At 71.8% G+C, this 18,862-nt stretch carries 14 protein-coding genes; 3 read left to right on the top strand and 11 right to left on the bottom strand.

All coding sequences use genetic code 11. From position 1 onward, the window contains the following. Positions 1–189: 189 nt before the first annotated feature. The 5 genes from recG to P1K89_RS10235 form a co-directional block, all read right to left on the bottom strand. Positions 190–2,286 carry an ATP-dependent DNA helicase RecG gene (recG, locus tag P1K89_RS10255; protein WP_284616273.1) on the bottom strand — a complete coding sequence of 699 codons (2,097 nt, stop codon included), beginning with the start codon at positions 2,284–2,286 and terminating at the stop codon, positions 190–192. Positions 2,287–2,403: 117 nt separating this feature from the next. Beyond that, positions 2,404–3,219, bottom strand: a complete 816-nt coding sequence (locus tag P1K89_RS10250; RefSeq protein WP_284616272.1) for a M90 family metallopeptidase — start codon at positions 3,217–3,219, stop codon at positions 2,404–2,406. An 81-nt stretch (positions 3,220–3,300) separates the two neighbouring features. Then, positions 3,301–4,761, bottom strand: a complete 1,461-nt coding sequence (locus tag P1K89_RS10245; RefSeq protein ID WP_284616271.1) for a M16 family metallopeptidase — start codon at positions 4,759–4,761, stop codon at positions 3,301–3,303. Further along, complete coding sequence (locus tag P1K89_RS10240) at positions 4,761–6,140, bottom strand: M16 family metallopeptidase (protein WP_284616270.1); 1,380 nt, start codon at positions 6,138–6,140, stop codon at positions 4,761–4,763. Before P1K89_RS10240 ends, P1K89_RS10245 begins: the two co-directional genes overlap by 1 nt. A gap of 117 nt (positions 6,141–6,257) precedes the next feature. After that, the gene (locus tag P1K89_RS10235; RefSeq protein ID WP_284616269.1) at positions 6,258–7,283 is read right to left on the bottom strand and encodes a zinc-binding alcohol dehydrogenase family protein; all 1,026 of its coding nucleotides are present in this window, start codon (positions 7,281–7,283) and stop codon (positions 6,258–6,260) included. A 122-nt stretch (positions 7,284–7,405) separates the two neighbouring features. Between P1K89_RS10235 and P1K89_RS10230 the strand changes: the two genes are divergently transcribed. The 3 genes from P1K89_RS10230 (at position 7,406) to P1K89_RS10220 (ending at position 9,740) form a co-directional block, all read left to right on the top strand. Beyond that, positions 7,406–8,347, top strand: a complete 942-nt coding sequence (locus tag P1K89_RS10230; protein WP_284616268.1) for a LysR family transcriptional regulator — start codon at positions 7,406–7,408, stop codon at positions 8,345–8,347. Between the two features lie 110 nt (positions 8,348–8,457). Beyond that, positions 8,458–8,844: a VOC family protein gene (locus P1K89_RS10225; protein WP_284616267.1), complete on the top strand. Its 387-nt coding sequence runs from the start codon at positions 8,458–8,460 to the stop codon at positions 8,842–8,844. Between the two features lie 209 nt (positions 8,845–9,053). Beyond that, the gene (locus tag P1K89_RS10220; RefSeq protein ID WP_284616352.1) at positions 9,054–9,740 is read left to right on the top strand and encodes a helix-turn-helix transcriptional regulator; all 687 of its coding nucleotides are present in this window, start codon (positions 9,054–9,056) and stop codon (positions 9,738–9,740) included. A gap of 21 nt (positions 9,741–9,761) precedes the next feature. Here P1K89_RS10220 and P1K89_RS10215 read toward each other — a convergent pair whose 3' ends face one another. From P1K89_RS10215 to P1K89_RS10190, 6 genes are all read right to left on the bottom strand, one after another. Then, the gene (locus tag P1K89_RS10215; RefSeq protein ID WP_284616266.1) at positions 9,762–11,837 is read right to left on the bottom strand and encodes an alpha/beta hydrolase family protein; all 2,076 of its coding nucleotides are present in this window, start codon (positions 11,835–11,837) and stop codon (positions 9,762–9,764) included. Then, on the bottom strand, positions 11,834–13,861 hold the full coding sequence (locus P1K89_RS10210) for an alpha/beta hydrolase family protein (protein ID WP_284616265.1): 2,028 nt from the start codon (positions 13,859–13,861) through the stop codon (positions 11,834–11,836). The genes P1K89_RS10215 and P1K89_RS10210 overlap by 4 nt, the downstream gene beginning before the upstream one ends. Positions 13,862–13,889: 28 nt before the next feature. Beyond that, positions 13,890–15,920 (bottom strand): S9 family peptidase, encoded by a 2,031-nt coding sequence (locus P1K89_RS10205; RefSeq protein WP_284616264.1) that lies wholly within the window; start codon positions 15,918–15,920, stop codon positions 13,890–13,892. Positions 15,921–16,008: 88 nt separating this feature from the next. After that, positions 16,009–16,545, bottom strand: a complete 537-nt coding sequence (locus tag P1K89_RS10200) for an SRPBCC family protein (RefSeq protein WP_284616263.1) — start codon at positions 16,543–16,545, stop codon at positions 16,009–16,011. A gap of 29 nt (positions 16,546–16,574) precedes the next feature. Further along, positions 16,575–17,774: a vWA domain-containing protein gene (locus P1K89_RS10195; RefSeq protein ID WP_284616262.1), complete on the bottom strand. Its 1,200-nt coding sequence runs from the start codon at positions 17,772–17,774 to the stop codon at positions 16,575–16,577. A gap of 122 nt (positions 17,775–17,896) precedes the next feature. Continuing rightward, positions 17,897–18,796: an AAA family ATPase gene (locus P1K89_RS10190; protein WP_284616351.1), complete on the bottom strand. Its 900-nt coding sequence runs from the start codon at positions 18,794–18,796 to the stop codon at positions 17,897–17,899. Positions 18,797–18,862 lie beyond the last annotated feature (66 nt).

The following is an 18,862-nucleotide window of genomic DNA, read 5'->3' as shown; positions in this document are numbered from 1 at the left end:
GCAGCGAGCGAAGCTAAATGGACGGCGCGCCCCCAAGCCGAGGACCGCAGCGGAGTCGGCCCCCCCGGGGCCGACCGCCGGACTCGGCCCGCTGTGCCCGCAGCCCGAGCCGCTCGGGCGCTCCGCTTTCGGAACGTCCAGCGGCTCGACATCGAATGACCGCAACGGGCCGAGAACCGCGCACTGTTCCTAGGCCTTCAAGTACTCGGCCCGCGATTCCAGCCAGCGCTCGACATGCGCCCGCGCCACGGTCGGGTGCCGCTCCAGCAGCAGCGCCGCGCTGCGCCGCGCCTCGCGCAGCAGCGGTGCGTCTTCGGTCAGGTCGGCGAAGCGCAGCAGCGCGTCGCCGCTCTGGCGCGCGCCCATGAATTCGCCGGGGCCGCGGATCTCGAGGTCGCGGCGCGCGATCTCGAAGCCGTCCTGGGTCTCGGCCATCGCGCGCAGGCGCTCCTTGCCCGCCGGCGACAGCGGCGTGCCGTACAGCAGCACGCAGACGCTGGCGGCGGTGCCGCGGCCGACACGCCCGCGCAGCTGGTGCAGCTGCGCCAGGCCGAAGCGCTCGGCGTGCTCGATGACCATGAGGCTCGCGTTCGGCACGTCGACGCCGACCTCGATCACCGTCGTCGCCACCAGCACCGCCATCTCGCCGCCCTTGAACAGCGACATCACCGCCGACTTCTCGGCCGCCGGCATGCGCCCGTGCAGCAGGCCGACCATCCGGCCCGGCAGCGCGGCGCTGAGCTGCGCATGCGTCTCGGTGGCGTTCTTGAGGTCCAGCGTCTCCGATTCCTCGATCAGCGGGCAGACCCAGTAGACCTGCCGGCCCTGCGCCAGCTCGTCGCCGATGCGGGCGATCACGTCGGCGCGGCGGTTGTCGGCGAAGAGCTTGGTCAGCACCGGCGTGCGGCCCGGCGGCAGCTCGTCGATCGTGCTGACCTCGAGGTCGGCGAAGTAGGCCATCGCCAAGGTGCGCGGGATCGGCGTCGCGCTCATCATCAGCAGGTGCGGCTCGAGCTTCTGCGTCCCGTCGCCCTCGAGCTTGCGGCGCAGCTGCAGGCGCTGCGCGACGCCGAAGCGGTGCTGCTCGTCGATCACCGCGAGGCCGAGCCTGGCGAACTGCACGTCGTCCTGGATCACCGCGTGGGTGCCCACGACCAGCGCCGCCTCGCCCGACGCCACCCGCTCGACCATGCGCTGGCGCGCCTTGCCCTTGCGGCTGCCGGTGAGCCACGCGACACCGACGCCCAGCGGCTCCAGCCACTGCACCAGCTTCGCGAAATGCTGCTCGGCGAGGATCTCGGTCGGCGCCATCAGCGCGCATTGCCAGCCGGCGTCGATGGCCACCGCCGCGGCGAGGGCGGCGACCACGGTCTTGCCCGAGCCGACGTCGCCCTGCAGCAGCCGGTGCATCGGCTGCGGCCGGGCGATGTCGGCGGCGATCTCGTCGGCGACGCGCCGCTGCGCGCCGGTCAGCGCGAAGGGCAGCGCGGCCAGCAGCTTCTCGTGCAGCCCGCCGCGCGCGGCCTGCAGCGCCGGCGCCTTCAGCCGCGCGCGTTCGCGCTGCGCCTGCAGCTGTGACAGCTGCTGCGCCAGCAGCTCCTCGAACTTCAGCCGCTGCCACGCCGGGTGCTGCTTGTCCTCCAGTGCCGACAACGACGCGCCGGCCGGGGGGTGGTGCAGGCACTGCAGGGCTTCACGCAAGCTCGGCAGGTTCTCATGCCCCTGCGGCAGCGCCTCGGCCGGCAGCAGCTCGTGCAGCGGCGCGCGCTTCAGCGCGCTGGCCACGGCTTTTCGAAGGTAGGCCTGCGGCAGCTGCGCGCTGGTCGGGTAGACGGGCGTCAGCACGTCGGCCAGGGGCGCGCCGGGCTCGACCGTCTTGAAGGCCGGATGCACCATCTCCAGGCCGAAGAAACCGCCGCGCGGCTCGCCCCGTGCGCGGATGCGCGCACCGGGCTGCAGCGCCTTCTGGTGCGACGGGTAGAAGTGCAGGAAGCGCAGCACGATCACGTCGCCGTCGTCGTCGACCAGCCGCGCGACCAGCTGCCGCCGCGGCCGCAGCTCGATGCGCGCATCGCGCACCGTGGCTTCGATCTGCGCCGGCTCGCCGTCGCGCAGCTCGGCGACCGGCGTCAGCCGCGTCTCGTCCTCGTAGCGCAGCGGCAGGTGCAGCGCGAGGTCGATGTCGCGGTGCAGCCCCAGCTTCTCCATCGCGCGCTGCGGCGCCGACTTCGGCGGCGCCGCGGGCGGGCTGCTCTGGCTGCTGTCGGCCGGGGGCGCTTTGGGCATCAGCGCCCGCCCGGCCGCCCGAAGGGCGCTGAGTTCCCCTTGGGGGGAGCGAACGGCGTGAGCAGGGGGCAGACCATCCGGCGATTCTGCCGAAGCGCCCGCGACGGAACGTGGTGGTCAGTCGTGCCAGTGGCGCGGCTCGACGCCGTAGAAGCCGGCCAGCACCGCATACAGCGCCGGGTACTCGCCGCGCAGCAGCGCCGGCTGCTCGAAGAAGCGTTCGGTGGCCACCGCGAAGAACTCGGCTTCGTTCAGCGCCGCGTATTGCCCCAAGCAGCCCGGCTCGCCGCGCGCGAGGCCCTCGTGCAGCTGCGCCCAGGCGGCGCGGAACACCTGCTGCCACTGCGCCGCATGCGCGCGGCTCGGCAGCGCGGGCGCGCCGTTGGCCGGGCCGGTGGCCTGGTCGAGCTGGTGGGCGAACTCGTGCAGCACGACGTTCTCGCCGTCGTCCGGCACCGCGCCGCCGTCGCGCACCGCGTCCCACGACAGGATCACCTGGCCCTGCTGCCAGCTCTCGCCGGCGAGGTGGCGGCGCTCGTCCTGCACCACGCCGCCGGGCAGCGGCGCCGGGCGCTCGACGACGAAGTGGCCCGGGTACAGCAGCACCTGGCGCAGGTTGACAAAGCGGTCGGCGCGGCCGAACAGCAGCAGCGCGGCCTGCGCGGCGATCGTCACGCGCATCTCGTCGGTGACCACCAGCCCGCGGCAGCCGATGATCGGCACTTCGGCCAGGAAGGCCTGCACCTGGCCCTTCAGCTGCTGCTGCAGCGCCGGCGGCAGCCTGGCGACCAGCGGCACGCGCTTGCGCAGGATGCGGCGCCACGGCGCGGGGAAGGGCTGGGCGCGCCAGCGCGCGCGGCGCCAGCGCTCGAAGCGCCCCTGGAAGATCCACCACAGCACCAGCAGCGCGGCGGCGGCGGCCAGCATGGCCATCACCATGGAGCGTCCCCAAGCATTGATCGAATCTTGCACATGGATGCGTGCGTCCGATCTTTCAAGCCATGCGCGAGATCGCTATTTCGCCGGCTTCGCGAGCTTCGCCTGCTCGAGGTCCAGCGCGTCGATCGGGATGCGGCGCACCGCATCGCCGAGCGGCTTCAGCGAGTCGCCCGCGGCCTTCAGGTCGCCGGCGATCACGCCGCGCAGCTGGCCGGCCTGCCAGTGCTGCTTCGCGAAAGCCTGCACCTGCTCGGGCTTGACCGCCATGATCTCGTCGACCGTGCGCGACAGCTCCGCCAGCGGCCGTTCGAGCACCAGCTGCGACAGCACCAGCGAGGCCAGCCCGCCGGTGGTTTCCAGCCGGCGCGAGAAGCTGCCGACCAGCGTCGCCTGCCGTGCCGCGAGCTCGTCGGCCGACGGCGGGGCCTCGGCCAGCCGGGCGATCTCGCCGCGCAGCAGCTCCAGCACCTGCACGGCGGTCGGATGGTTGGTCTGCGTCGACGCATGCAGCATGCCGGCGTCGGGATGCACTTCGGTCTCGCTGAAGGCCCCGTAGCTCAAGCCCCGCTTGATGCGCACCTCCTGGTTCAGCCGCGCCGAGTAACCGCCGCCGAGCACCGCGTTGGCGACCTGGCCGATGCGGCGCTCGGCCGAGCGTGTCGCGACGAAGGGCGCCGTGACCATCACGCCGCTCTGGCCGCTGCCGGGCATGTCGATCAGGAGCAGCGGCTCGGGCAGGGGCTGCGGCGCGGTGGCCGGCGTCGCCGACGGCGCCGGCGCGTGCACGCGCCAGTCGCCGAAGAGGCGCTCGGCCAGCGCGCGGCCGCGGGTCTCGTCGACGTCGCCGGCCAGCACGACCACCGCGCGCTCGGGCCGGTACCACGCGGCATGGAAGGCCGCGACGTCGGCGCGTGTGATGCGCTTGAGCGTGGCCGGCGCGACGAGGCGGCCGTAGGCGCTGTCGCCCCAGAACTGGCGCCGGCCGGCGAGCACCGACACCTGCGCCGGATCGCCCAGCGTCACGCGCAGCGCATCGAGCGACTGCGCACGCGTGCGCTCGAGCTCGGCGGCGGCCAGTGTCGGCCGGCGCACGACGTCGGCCAGCAGCGCGGCCGCCGCATCCAGCTTCGGCGTGGTGACGGTCATCGACAGCGTCGACGAGTGCGCGCCGCTGCCGGCTTCCAGCGTCGTGCCCAGCGCTTCGGCCTGGCGCGCGAGCTCGGTCGCCGACACCGGCTTGCCGTGGCGCCGCGCGCCCTTGCCGAGCAGCGCGGCGGTCAGCGCCGCGGTGCCCGAGCGGCCCGCCGGGTCGAGCTCCGGCCCGGCCCGCACCAGCACGGCCAGCGTGACCACCGGCGCCTGGTGGCGCGGCGCGATCACCACCGTCACGCCGTTGGGCAGGCGGTGCTGGTGCAGCGGCGGCACGACCACCGGCCGCGGCGGTTGCGGCGGCGGGGGCGCGTCGACGCCCGGTGTCGCGCCGTGGGCAGCGCCCAGCAGGACCACGGCGGCGAGGGCCGCGAGACAACGTCGCATCACTTGCCGCCCTCCTGCGTGTAGTGGATCGTCACGCGCTTGCCGGCGAGCATCTGCTTCAGCACGCGCTGCACGTCGGCCGCGGTCACCGCCTGCAGGCGCTGCAGCTCGCGATCGGCATCGCGCGGATCGCCCCGTTGCAGCACGGCCTTGCCGATCGCACCGGCCTTGCCCTGCGGCGTCTGGCGGCCGACCAGCGCGGCGGTCAGCAGCTGCGTGCGCACCTTGTCGAGCTCGGCCGCGGCGATCGGGCCGGTCGCGAGCCGGCTGATCTCGCGCAGCAGCGCGGCCTCCAGCCGCGGCAGCGGCTCCTTGCTGGCGGCGATCGCGTAGGCGGCCAGCATGCCGGCGTCCGCGTACAGCTCGCTCGCGAAACCCACCGCCTGCGCGGCCTGCGCGCGGTAGACCAGCGCTTCGTTGAGCCGCGATGAATCGCCGGCCGACAGCAGGGCCGATGCGATGTCGTAGGCCGCCGCGTCGGCATGCGCCGCGTTCGGCCCCTGCCACAGCACCGCCACCGCCGGCAGCGGCACGTTCGGCCCGTGCATCGTCACGCGGCGGTCGGCGGCGCGTTGCGGCTCCTTCACCGTCACGCGCGGGATCGGTTCGGCCGGCGGCTTCAGCGGGCCGAAGTACTTGTCGACCCAGCCGTCGAACTGCGGCGGATCGAAGTCGCCGACGACGATCAGCACCGCGTTGTCGGGCCGGTAGTAGGTGGCGTGGAAACGCGTGACGTCGTCGAGCGTGGCGGCGGCGAGGTCCTCGATGCTGCCGACCACCGGGCGCCGGTACGGATGCAGGACGAACTGCTCCATCGGCAGCGCGTTGAACAGGCGCCCGTAGGGATCGGCCAGCACGCGCTGGCGCAGCTCTTCCTGCACGACGGCGCGCTCGCTGTCGAGGTTGGCCTGGTCGACGTTCAGGTTCGCCAGCCGCTCGGCCTCGGCCCACAGGATGCGTTCGAGGTGGTTCGACGGCACCTCGCTCTGGTAGGCCGTCATGTCCTCGGCGGTGAAGGCGTTGTTGTTGCCGCCGACGTCCTCGGTCAGGCGGTCGAACATCTCGTTGGGCATGTGGCGCGTGCTCTTGAACATCATGTGCTCGAAGAGGTGCGCGAAGCCCGAGCGGCCCTGCGGATCGTCCTTGCCGCCGACGCGGTACCAGACCTGCACGCTGACCGTCGCGCTGGCGCGGTCGGGCACGCTGACGACGTGCAGGCCGTTGGGCAGGCGGCGCTCGCGCAGCGCGAGCGGCGGCAGCGCGATCGGTGCCGCGGTTGTCGAGGCGAGGGACGCGGCGGGCGCCGCGCACAGCGGCAGCGGCGCGAGGCCGGCGCCGGCGAGTGCGATCCAGGCGCGGCGGTTCAGGAGGTGCGGCATGCGGCAGGTCGACGGAGCGCGAATAAGGCCGGCGGCCTTTCTATCACGCCACCGTCGCGGGGTGCTGCCGCGCCGGCAGGCCGCGTGCCCGCCAGGCTGCCGGCGGGCGTGCGCCGATCAGAAGCCTTCGAGCACGCCCTTGCCGATCGCCTGGCCGCTCTCGATCCACGCGTGCGCGGCCTTCAGGTTCGCCGCGTTGATCGTGCCGAGGCGGCGCGTCAGCGTCGTGCGCAGCTCGCCGGCGTCGACCGCGCGCGCGACCTCCGCCAGCAGCCGTCCCTGCTCGGCGACATCGGGCGTGCCGTGAAGCGACCGCGCGAACATCATCTCCCAGTGCAGCGACAGGCTCTTGCCCTTCAGCGGCCGCGCGTCGAGCGGGCCCTGCGGGTCGTCGATCAGCGCCAGCTTGCCGAAGGGCTTCAGCGCGTCGATGAGTGCCGGGTAGTGCTGGTCGGTCGCGGTCAGGCTGGCGACGAACGCCACGCTGTTCACGCCGCCGACGCCGATGCGGTCGAGCTCGGCCCGCAGGGGCTTGTGGTGGTCGACGATGTGGTGCGCGCCGAGCGTGCTCACCCAGTCGATCGTCTGCGGCCGCGACGCGGTGGCGATCACTTCCAGCTGCGTATAGCGCCGCGCCAGCTGGATCAGCACCGAGCCGACGCCGCCCGCCGCGCCGGTGACCAGCAGGCGCTGGCCGGCGCCGCCGCCTTGCGGCACGCCGAGGCGGTCGAACAGCATCTCCCACGCGGTGATCGTGGTCAGCGGCAGCGCGGCGGCGGCGCCGAAGTCCAGGCTGCGCGGTTTCTTCGAGACGATGCGGTGGTCGACCAGCTGGCGCTCGGCATTGCTGCCCGGGCGATCGATCGCACCGGCGTACCAGACCTCGTCGCCGGGCGCGAAGCCCTGCACGCCCGAGCCGACCGCACGCACGATGCCGGCGGCATCCCAGCCCAGCACCTTGGCCGCGCCGTCCTTCGGCGCGACGCCGGCGCGCACCTTGGTGTCGACCGGGTTGACCGACACCGCGCGCACCTCCACCAGGAGGTCTAGCGGGCCAGGCGCCGGCGGCTCCGGCAGATCGAGGTCGAGCAGCGCGCGCTCATCGGCGAGCGGCAGGTTCAGGTGGTAGCCGACGGCTTTCATCGCGGAGTCCTTTCGGGCAATTCGGTGATTCGATGGCCGTCACTGTGCCGGCGGCCCGGCATCGAAACCAGCCGTGCCAGACTGCGCCAGCGACAAACGGCATTTGTCGATCGAGGACTCGAATGGCGAAGACCACCGGCGCCGCGGCGTCCGTGCCGACCCCCGAGCTGGCGGCCCTGCGGCTGGCGCTGCGCGTGGCCGACCTGGGCGGCGTGGCCGCCGCCGCGCGCGAGGCGCAGCTGCTGCCGGCGACTGCCACCGCCGCGGTGCGGCGGCTGGAAACGCAGCTGGGCGTGCGCCTGTTCACCCGCTCCAGCCGCGCGCTGCGGCCGACGCCCGAAGGCGCGGCCTTCCTCGCGCGCAGCCGCGAGGCGCTGACCCTGATCGAGCAGGCGCTCGGCGAGCTGCACGCGCCGATGACGCAGGTGCGCGGCACGCTGCGGCTGAGCGTGTCGGTGGACCTCGGCACGCAGCTGATCCGGCCGCTGCTCGATGAGTTCCTCGATGCCCACCCGCAGCTGCAGCTGGAGCTGCGGGTCAGCGACCGCATCAGCGATCTCGGCCGCGAGCCGGTGGATGCCGCGCTGCGCTACGGCGTGCCGGCCCACGAGGGCCAGATCGTGCGCCACCTCGTCGACAACCGCGCGATCCTCGTCGCCGCGCCGTCGTACCTGAAGCGCGCCGGCACGCCGCGGCGCATCGAGGACCTGGCGCAGCACGAGGCGATCGACCTGCACATCGCCAGCCGCGCCGGCCAGCGCTGGCGCCTGCTCGATGGCGGCCGGCCGGTCGACGTGCACATGCGCTCGCGGCGCAGCGTCGACAACGGCCTCGTCGCACGGCTGTGGGCCATCGACGGGCTGGGCATCGCGTTGAAGTCCGAGCTCGATGTCGCCGCCGACCTCGCGGCGGGGCGGCTGGTGCGCGTGCTGCCGAAGGTCGAGACGCCACCGTACCCGCTGCAGCTGGTGCTGGCGCGCGTCACGCACCTGAGTGCGCGCATGCGGGCGCTGGGCGACTTCCTGCAGCCGCGGCTGGCGGCGCTGCTGGACCGGCGGCGCTGACGCCCGAAAGGCGCGGCTGTGCCAACGATGGGCGATCCCCCTGCTGACAAGCCGCTGTCAGCAGGACCGGCGCAGCATGCGCTCCTCGTTTTCAACCGCAGGAGCCCCTCATGACCACCGAAGCCGTCCACAACGCCATCAACTGGTTCGAGATCCCGGTGCGCGACCTCGAGCGCGCGCAAGCCTTCTACGAGAAGGTGCTGACGAAGCCGCTGCGCCGCGAGCAGATGGGGCCGCAGACGCTGGCGGTGCTGCCCTATGACCAGGCGGGGGTCGGCGGCGCGCTGCTGGCCGGCGCCGAAGCGCCCGAGCCCAGCGCCGTCGGCACGCTGATCTACCTGAACGCCGAGCCCTCGCTGGACGCGGCGCTCGAACGCGCCGTCGCCGCCGGCGGCCGCGTCGCGACGCCGCGCATCGAGCTGCCCGACGGCATGGGCGCCTTCGCGCACGTGATCGACACCGAGGGCAACCGCATCGGTCTGCACGCGATGCGCTGAAGCCGGGCACGGGCAGACGCGAACGCACGATGACGACGCTGACCGCCGCCGCCTGGGTCGACGTGCTGGCGCCTTCCGAAGAGGTGCTGCGCAGCGTCGACGCGCCGTGGTCGCGCGACGAGGCGCGCAACGAGCCGCTGCTGCAGGCGGCCGAGGCCAGCGCCGGCCGGGGCGACAATGACCGCCCCGACCTGGCCGCCCCCGTCCCGATGCGCCGTGCCGACCGCCTCTTCCAGCTGGTGCAACTGATCCGCGGCCGACGCCTGTCGACCGCGGCCTTCCTGGCCGAGCGGCTGCAGGTCTCGCTGCGCACCGTGTACCGCGATGTCGCCGACCTCGCGGCGCAGGGCGTGCCGATCGAGGGCGAAGCCGGCGTCGGCTACCGCATGCGATCGGGTTTCGACCTGCCCCCGCTGATGTTCACCGCCGACGAAGCCAAGGCCCTGGTGGCCGCCGTGCGGCTCGCACAGCCGCGCCTCGATGCGGCGCTGTCGCAGCAGGCGGACAGCGCGCTGTCGAAGATCCTGTCGGTGCTGCCGCCGGCCACGCGTGCGGCCGCCGAGAGCCTGGCGGTCTACGCGCCGTCGCTGGGCCTGGACGAAGCGACGCGCAGCCGCCTCGAAGCCGCCCGCGTGGCGACCGAGGGCCGCCGCAAGCTGCACCTGCGCTACGTCGATCTCAAGGACGCCGCGAGCGAACGCACCGTGCGCCCGCTGGGCTGCTTCTTCTGGGGCCAGGTGTGGACGCTGGCCGCGTGGTGCGAAGCGCGCAACGGCTTCCGCAGCTTCCGCGTCGACCGCATCGCCGAGCTGCAGGTGCTCGACGAGCGCTTCCGCGACGAGCCGGGGCAGACGCTGGCGGACATGTTCCGGGCGGTGGAGGCGGACCGGGGTTGAGGGCCGCGGTCCGCTGGCCGCTCACTTCGTCTGCAAGTGCGTGGCCAGGAACCTCTCCATGCGGGTGTAGAAGTCGTAGCGGTTCGCGGGCTTCGACCAGCCGTGGCCTTCCTCGGCGTACTGGATCCACTCGACATCGCGGTTTCCGGCCTTCTGCAGCGCATCGCGGAACCGGGTGCCGTGCTCCAGCGGCACGCGCCGGTCTTCGCCGCCGAAGGCCAGCAGCAGCGGTTGCTTCAGGCGATGCGCCTGCTTCAGGGGCGACGTGGCCTCCAGCTGCGCTGCGTCCTTGACCGGGTCACCGACCAGCACGGGCATGCCATGGTGCTTCCAGGTCTCCGACAGGTCGCTCCAGTGCAGGTCGTACATCAGCGCGATGTCGGTGACGGCCACCCAGGCGACGCCGCATCGGTACAGCGCGGGGTCCTTGATCAGGCCCATCAAGGTCGCATAGCCGCCGTAGCTGGCGCCGGCGATGCAGATGCGCCCGGCTTGCGCGAGCTTCTGGTCGATCGCCCAGTGCGCGGCGTCGGCCAGGTCGTCCTGCATGCCGAGGCCCCATTGCTTCCAGCCCGCGCGGAACAGCCGCTGGCCGTAACCTTCGCTGCCGCGGAACTCCGGCTCGAGCACCAGGTAGCCGCGCGAGGCCAGGAACTGCGGCAGCGGCTCCCACTGCCAGGACCCGCCGCGCAGGAAGGGCCCGCCGTGCACCAGCACCACCGTCGGCCACGGGCCCTTGCCGGCCGGGCGCGTCACGTGCAGCGGCACCATGAGGCCGTCGCGGGCCTTGATGCGCACGAAGTCGCGCTCGGCCATTAGGCTGGGGTCGATGCCGATCCTGGACTGCCCGACGCCGAAGTGCAGCTGGTCGTCGCTGCGGTTGAACAGCGAGTAGATCGGTGGCCTGCGATCCGAATAGGACGTGACCACCACCCAGGGCGAGCAGCCGCATGTCGCGACGTCGATCAGGTTCACGAAGCCAGGCATCTTCTGGTCGATGCGGGCCTGCAGCCGTTTCATGTCCTCGTCGAACCAGACCGTGTCGGTGGCATCGCCGACGTAGCGCACGCCCAGCAGCTTCTTCGCGCGGTGGTCGAAGATCGGATGGCCGATGAAGTCGAAGCCGGCCACGCCGACCAGCGGCCGGCTCTCCAGCCGTCCGGCCGCGCGGTCGAAGCGGAACAACGCGCTGGTGCGATCGGCGTCGTCACGCACCGCGGTGGCATAGACCTCGCCGTCGGGCCCCATCGTCAGCGGGTCGAATCCGCCGGGCCCGCCGCGGTAGCTGTCGAAGGTGCCGATGAGGGTCCACGGCGCGTCGGCATCGGCGCGCCAGTGGATCTGCGTCTGGCCGTCGACCTGGGCCGACACCATGCGCGGATGGCCGGCACCGTCGACGATCCATTCGCGCGTGCCGCGCGGATGGCCGCCGCTCAACGCCGAGGTGGTCTGGCCGGTGCGGGTGTTCAGCCGCAGCGGCACCGTGTCGATCAGCGCATTGCCGGGACCGTCGAAGTTTCCGCGCTCGACGATCACGTCGTCAGACCCGTCGTCGAGCACCCGCAGCAGCCGATGGTTGGGCAGCAGCTCGCGCGACGTCACCGCGGTGCCGGTGCCCGACTGGCGCCAGTCGCGCTGGATCAGCCGCCGCCGCTGGCTGCCGTCCCGGTCCACCGCATACAGGCCCGGCCAGCGCTGGTTCCACCACGACGCCTGGTTGTCACCGACGCTGAAGACCAGGCGCTCGTTGTTGACCCAGTGCACGTTGTGCACGTCGCCATCGACGAAGCCCGCGACGCCCCACATCCTGGCGGGCGGCCCGAACTCGAGGATGCCCAGCTCGCGGCGTCCGGTTTCAGGATTCGCGCGCAGCACCGCCGCGCGCCGGCCGTCCGGCGACAGCAGCGGCCGCGCCATCGATTCGGCGCCGAAGAACAGGTGCAGCGGCGGCGGCGAGGGCGCGGGCGCCGGTGCGGATGCGGCGGGTGTGGCGGGCGCGGCGGGCGCCACCGCGGGTTGCGCGTGGGCGCCGCCGGCCGGCGCCGAAAGGACCGCCGCGGCCAGAGCGCCGGCGACGAGGTGGCGATGCGGCTTCATCGCGCTTGCAGGTGCGTGGCCAGGAACTTCTCCATGCGCGCATAGAAGTCGTAGCGGTTCTCGGGCTTGAACCAGCCGTGGCCCTCTTCGTTGTAGACGATCCACTCGACGCGCTCGTTGGTTTTCTTCACCGCGTCGCGGAACTTCGTACCGTGGTCGATCGGCACGCGACGGTCGCCGCCGCCGAAGGCCAGCAGCAGCGGCTGCTTCAGGCGGTGCGCCTGCTTCAGCGGGGACGTGGCTTCGAGCTGCGCGGCATCCTTCTCCCGGTCGCCGATCAGCACCGGCATGCCGAAGCGGGTCCACGTCTCGCTGAAGTCGCTCCATGTGATGTCGTACATCAGGTTGATGTCCGTGACAGCGACCCAGGAGACGCCGCACCGGTAGAGGTCGGGATCACGGATCAGGCCCATCAGCGTCGCGTAGCCGCCGTAGCTGGCGCCAGCGATGCAGATGCGCTTGTCATCGGCAAGCTTCTCGCCGATGGCCCAGCGCGCGGCGTCGGCGACGTCGTCCTGCGCCTTCAGGCCCCACTGCTTCCAGCCGGCGCGGAACAGCCGCTCGCCGTAGCCGGTGCTGCCGCGGAACTCGGGCTCCAGCACGAGGTAGCCGCGGGAGGCGAGGAATTGCGAGTCGTCGGTCCACTCCCAGTGGCCGCCGCGTACCCACGGTCCGCCGTGCACCAGAACGACGGTCGGCCAAGGGCCCTTGCCCGCGGGCTTCGTGACGTGCAACGGGATCTGCTGCCCGTCGCGGGCCTTGAAGCGCACGAAGTCCCGCTCCGCCATGCGTTTCGCATCGATGGCCGGCTTCGACCGGCCGGCGAGCTGCAGCTGATCGGTCTCCCGGTCGTAGAGGAAGAACAGCGGCGGCTGCCGGTCCGACTGCGAGGTGATCACCATCCAGCGGGAGCAGCCGCATTCGGCGGCGGCGAGGCGGTTGACGAGGCCGGGCAGGCGCTTGTCGATCTTTTCCTGCAGCTGCCTGTGCGACGGGTCGAGCCACTCGGTGGCCGGCGCGTCGCTGGTGTAGTGCACGCCGAGCAGCTTGCCGGCGCGGCGGTCGAAGACCAGCTGGCCGTCGAAGTCGAAGCCGGCGACGCCGAGCAGCGGCTGGCTTTCCAGCTTCAAGGCTTGCTGGTCGAAGCGATAGAGGGCGCGCGTGCGTTCCGCATCGCCGCGGACCGCGCTGGCATAGATCACGCCATCGGGCCCGATCGTCTCGACGTCGAACTCGCCCGGGCCGCCGGCGAACGTCGGGTAGCTGGCGACCTGCCGCCACGGCGCGGCCGCGCCGGGACGCCAGTGCACCGTCGTCGTGCCCGAGGCCTCGGTGTAGAGCATCCGCGGCACCCCGCGCCCATCGACGACCCATCGCCGCGCACCGCCGGGGTGGCCCGGCTCGGCGGCCGACACCGCACGGCCGGTGACCGTGTCGAGGCGCAGCGGCGTGGTGTCGACGACCTCCCTGTAGTCGCGGTCGAAGTTGTAGCGCAGCACGACGACGTCGTTGCTGCCATCGCGCAGCACGCGCAGCAGCAGGTGGTTCGGGGCCAGTTCCCGAGAGTTGACTGCCGAGGGTTCTCGCAGGAAGTACGCCTGCCAGTCATTGCCCACCAGGCGGCGGCGCTCGGTGCCGTCCCGGTTCACCGCCCACAGTCCCGGGGCGCGCTGGTACGCCGCGGAGGCCAGGCTGTTGCTGAGCGAGAAGACCAGGCGATTGTCATTGACCCATCGTGCCTCCTCGACGTCGGCATCGCTGAAGCTGGCGATCAACGTCAATTTCATCGGCGGGCCGAACTCGAGCACACCGAGCCGCATGCGGCCGGACCGTTCGTCCGCGACCAGCACCGCGGCGCGCTGGCCGTCCGGCGACAGGACGGGCGTGGACATCGCGGGCGCACTGAAGAAGGCCTCGATCGGTACCGGGGCCGGCGTGTCAGCCGCCTGGGCGGTGGGTGCTGCCAGGCACGCCCAGGCACAGGCCAGCGCGCCGAGCCGGCGCCATGTCTTGCTGCTTGTCATCTTGTCTCCCTCGGTCTGTGGTGGCCGCTCACTTGGCCTGCAAGTGCGTCGCCAGGAACTTCTCCATCCTCGAGTAGAAGTCGTAGCGGTTCTCCGGCTTGATGAAGCCGTGCCCTTCGTTGGCGTACTCGATCCACTCGACCTGCTCATTGGTCTTCTTCACCGCATCGCGGAACTTCGTGCCGTGGGCAACCGGCACCCGCCGGTCGGCACTGCCGAAAGCCAGCAGCAGCGGCTGCTTGATGCGGTGCGCCTGCTTCAGCGGCGAGGTCGCTTCGAGCTGGGCGGCATCCTTGACCTGGTCGCCGATCAGCGCCGGCATGCCGTAGCGCTTCCAATGCTCGGGCAGGTCGCTCCAGCTGATGTCGTACATCAGGTCGATGTCGGTCACCGCCACCCAGGCGACGCCGCAGCGGTAGAGGTCCGGGTCGCGGACCAGACCCATCAGGGTCGAATAGCCGCCGTAACTGGCGCCGGCGATGCACATGCGCTTCGCGTCGGCCAACTTCTTGTCCACCGCCCAACGCGCCGCGTCGGCGACGTCGTCCTGCATCTTCAGGCCCCACTGCTTCAGGCCGGCTTCGAAGTGGCGCTGGCCGTAGCCTTCGCTGCCGCGGAACTCGGGCTCGATCACCAGATAGCCGCGCGACGCGAGGAATTGCGATTCCGCGGTCCACTGCCAGTCGCCGCCCCGTACCCACGGCCCGCCATGCACCAGCACGACCGTCGGCCAGGGGCCCTTGCCGGCCGGCTTCGTGACATGCACCGGGATCGACAGGCCGTCGCGCGACGTGATGCGCACGAAGTCGCGCTCGGCCATGCGGCGCGCATCGATGTCGGGCAGGGCCGTCCCGAGGCGCTCGAGCTTGTCGGTCTCGCGGTCGTACAGCAGGTAGACGCTCGGCTGGCGGTCCGAATACGCCTGCACGACGACCCAGCGCGAGCAGCCGCACTCGGGCACGTGCAGCAGGTTGACGTGTCCAGGCACCAGCTGGTCGATGCGTGCCTGGAGCTTCTTCGTGTCGTCGTCGAGCCAGACGATGCCGGTCGCGTCGCCGGTGATGCGCACGCCGATCAGCTTGCGCCGGCGGTGGTCGAAGATCGGCGCACCCGCGAAGTCGAAGCCGGCGACGCCGACGACGGGCTCGCTCTCCAGCTTCAGCGCCTGGCGGTCGAAGCGGTACAGGGCCGTCGTGCGCGCGGCGTCGCTGCGAGTGGCCGTGGCGTAGAGCTCGCCATCCGGCCCGATGGTCAGCGGCCTGAAGCCGCCGGCGCCGCCGCGGTAGGTGTCGAAGCTGCCGATGCGCTGCCAAGGTGCCTGGTCGTCGGCGCGCCAATGCATCACGGTGTTGCCACCTTCGCGTGCAAAGAGCAGACGTGGCGAGCCGTTCTGATCGACGACCCAGCGCTGCGGGTTGGCCGGGTAACCCGGTTCGGCCGCCGGCCGCGTCAGGCCGGTCACGGTGTTCAGGCGCAGCGGCGTCGTGTCCTGCACCTCGCGCCACTGGGCGTCGTAGTTGAAGCGCTGGATCACGACATCCGGGCTGCCATCGCGCAGCACGCGCAGCAGCAGGTGGTTCGGCGGCAGCTCGCGCGCCTGCGCGACCGTCGGCGCCAGGACGACGCCGCCGATGCGGCAGTCGTTCTTGACCAGGCGCTTCATGTTGCTGCCATCGTGATTGACGGCCCACAAGCCCGGGCAGGGGTTGAAGTACCAGGTCTCGCGGCTGTTGGTCAGCGAATACACCAGCCGTTCGTCGTTGACCCACTTCACGTCGATGACATCGGCGTCGTCGTAGCGGGCGGCCACGGCACCCTTGATCGACGTCCCGAGCTCGAGCACGACCAGGTCGTTGTGGCCCGTGCTCTCGTTGCCGACCAGCACCGCGGCCCGCTTGCCGTCGGGCGACAGCACCGGGTTCGACATCTTCGGCGTGCTGAAGAACGCCGGAATCGGCACGGGCGCCGGTGCCTGTGCCTGTTCCTGTGCCCAGGTAACCCCCGCGGTGCACAGGATGGCGAGCAGCGCCGCCGAGGCGCGACGCATCGTCTTGTTCATCTTTCAATCCTCCCTCGTCGACGGCGCCGACCTCATCCGGCGCCGGGCGGGAAGCTTATCGCGTCGGAAGGGCCGCCCGCCCCCGCGTTCAGGCGCCGCCGAACAGCCGCTTGAGCCAGGCGAAGAAGCGTGCGAGCACGCCGCCCGGTGCGGCCGCCACCGGCGCGGGCGCCACCTGGTAGCGTTCCTGCAGCCGCGTGGTGAACGTGGCGAAGAAGTCGGCGGCCATCTTCTGCGCCGCCAGGTCCACCAGCCGCGAGCCGATCTGCGCGATCTTGCCGCCGACGCTGGCGTTGGCGGTGTAGTGCAGGATGGTCTCGCGCGGGCCGACGGCTTCCAGCTTCACTTCGGCCGAGCCCTTGCCGTGGCCGGCCGCGCCGCCCTGGCCTTCGAAGCGCAGCGTGTACGAGGTCGGCGGTTGCAGGTTCTCCAGCTGCAGCTTGCCCTTGAACTTGGCCTTCACCGGGCCGATCGCGGCGGTGATCTGCAGCTCGTACTGGTTCAGGCCGATCGGCAGGATGCTCTCGCAGCCGGGGATGGCCGCCTGCAGCAGCGTGATGTCGTTCAGCGCCTCCCAGGCCTGGGCCTGGCTGACGGGCAGGGTCTGCTGGTTGGTGAGTTGCATGTGGCGCGTACTTCTGAAGTTAGGTGGAGTCAGTGCAGCCGGCGCGGGGCCGTGTCCATCTGGCGCAGCACCTGCACCAGCTCGGCCAGGCTCTGCAGATTGTGTGCCGGCAGGAAGCGGTCGACGTGCGGCAGCATCGCCTTGATGCCGCCGGCGCGCGGCTCGAAGCGTTCGAAGCGCAGCAGCGGGTTCAGCCAGATCAGGCGCCGGCAGCTCTTGCGCAGGCGCTCCATCTCGAAGGCGAGCGGCTGCGTGTCGCCGTGCTCCAGGCCGTCGCTGATCAAGAGCACCGTCGCGCGGCTGTTCAGCACGCGGCGCGCCCAGCGGCGGTTGAACTCCTGCAGGCTGGTGGTGATGCGGGTGCCGCCCGACCAGTCCTCCACCGCGCGCACGACCTGCGAGATCGCGAGGTCCGGATCGCGGCTCTTCAGCAGGCGCGTCGTGCGCGTCAGCCGCGTGCCGAAGACGAAGCTCTCGACACGCGCCTCGGCATGGCCCAGTGCATGCGCGAAGTGCAGCAGCATGCGCGAGTAGCGGCTCATCGAGCCGGAGATGTCGGCCAGCACGGTCAGCGGCGCCGGCCGCGTGCGTGCGCGGCGCCAGCGCATGTCCCACAGCTCGCCGCCGTGGCGGGCCATGGCCTGCAAGGTCGTGCGCCAGTCGGGGCGGCCGGGCGGCGCGGCCGGGCGTGTGCGGCGCGTCGGCAGCTGCTCGAACATCAGCGGCAGGTCGGCCAGCAGCCGTCGCGCCTGCAGCCATTCGTCGGCCGTCATCGTGTCGAAATCGGCCTTCTGCAGCAGCTCGCGGTCGTTCCAGGTCAATGCGGCGTCGAGCTCGATCTGCTGCTGCGGCTCATCCTCGGGCGGCGTCGGCGGCTGGTGCGGGAACAGCGCGTCGGCCAGGCGGCGGTTTTCGGGCGCCGGTGGCATGCCGTCCTTGACCTGCACCTTCGGCAGCAGCAGCGCGCGCATGCGGCCCAGCAGGTCGGGGTCGCGCCAGAACAGCACGAAGGCCTGGTCGAAGAGCTCGCGGTGCTCGATGCGGTCGAGCAGGCAGGCGGCGAGCACGGCATGGAAGTCGCGCTTCGATTCGAAGCCGGCGACCTGCAGCGCCTGCAGCGCGAGCTGCACGCGGTCGGTGCCCACCGGCAGGCCGGCGGCGCGCAGCACGCGCGCGAAGTGCATGACGTTCTCGGCGAGGTGGCCGGGAGTCTGGCGGGCGATCAGCATCGAAGCGTGGCTTCCCAAGCGGACGCCGCGGATCCGGCTCTGCCGGGCCGCTGGGGTCGCCCCCCGGGGGGAGAGGGCGAAGCCCGAGGGGGCATCGCCGAAGGCGCTTCGGGGGGGACCATTTACAGCGCCTGCGTGTCGCGCTTCACTTGTTCGAGCAGCCGCGCCGCTTCGCTGCCCTGCACCTTGGCGATGTCGTCCTGGTACTTCAGCAGCACGCCCAGCGTGTGCTGGATGACCTCGGGGTCGAGCACCAGCGCATCGAGCTCCATCAGCGCGCGCGCCCATTCGATGGTCTCGGCGATGCCGGGCAGCTTGTACAGCTCGATCTCGCGCAGGCCCTGCACGAAGGCGACGATCTGCCTCGCCAGCGCATCGGCGGCGCCGGGCACGCGGCGCTTGAGGATCTCCAGCTCGCGCGCGGCAGTCGGGAAGCCGACCCAGTGGTAGAGGCAGCGGCGCTTGACCGCATCGTGGATCTCGCGCGTGCGGTTCGACGTCAGCACGACGATCGGCGGCTCTTTCGCCTTCACCGTGCCGAGCTCGGGGATCGTGATCTGGAAGTCGGACAGCACTTCGAGCAGGAAGGCTTCGAAGGGCTCGTCGGCGCGGTCGAGCTCGTCGATCAGCAGCACCGGCGGCACCGGGTTGGCCGGGTCGATCGACTGCAGCAGCGCGCGCTTGGTCAGGAAGCGCTCGCTGAAGAGCTCCGACGCCAACGCATCGCGGCTGGTGGCGGTTCCTTCCGCGAGCCGGATCTCCATCATCTGTCGGCCGTAGTTCCACTCGTACGCGGCGCCCGCGAGATCCAGGCCTTCGTAGCACTGCAGCCGGATCAGCGGCCGCTGCAGCATCGTCGCCAGCGTGCGCGCGATCTCGGTCTTGCCGGTGCCGGGTTCGCCTTCGAGGAACAGCGGGCGCTTCAACTTCAGCGCGAGGTAGACGACGGTGGCCAGCTGGCGGTCGGGCACGTAGTCGTGCGCCAGCAGGCGGTTCGCGGTGTCGTCGATGCTGGTCGGCAGCGAGGGGGAATCGGCGATCGGGGCGATCGGGGCGATCGGGGCGGTCGGGTCGGTCACGGGCGTTCC

The sequence above is a fragment of the Aquabacterium humicola genome, from assembly GCF_030167915.1.
Lineage (GTDB): Bacteria > Pseudomonadota > Gammaproteobacteria > Burkholderiales > Burkholderiaceae_C > Pseudaquabacterium > Pseudaquabacterium humicola.
Note: the sequence above shows the minus strand (reverse complement) of the source record. Positions and strands in the feature narration are given on the sequence as shown.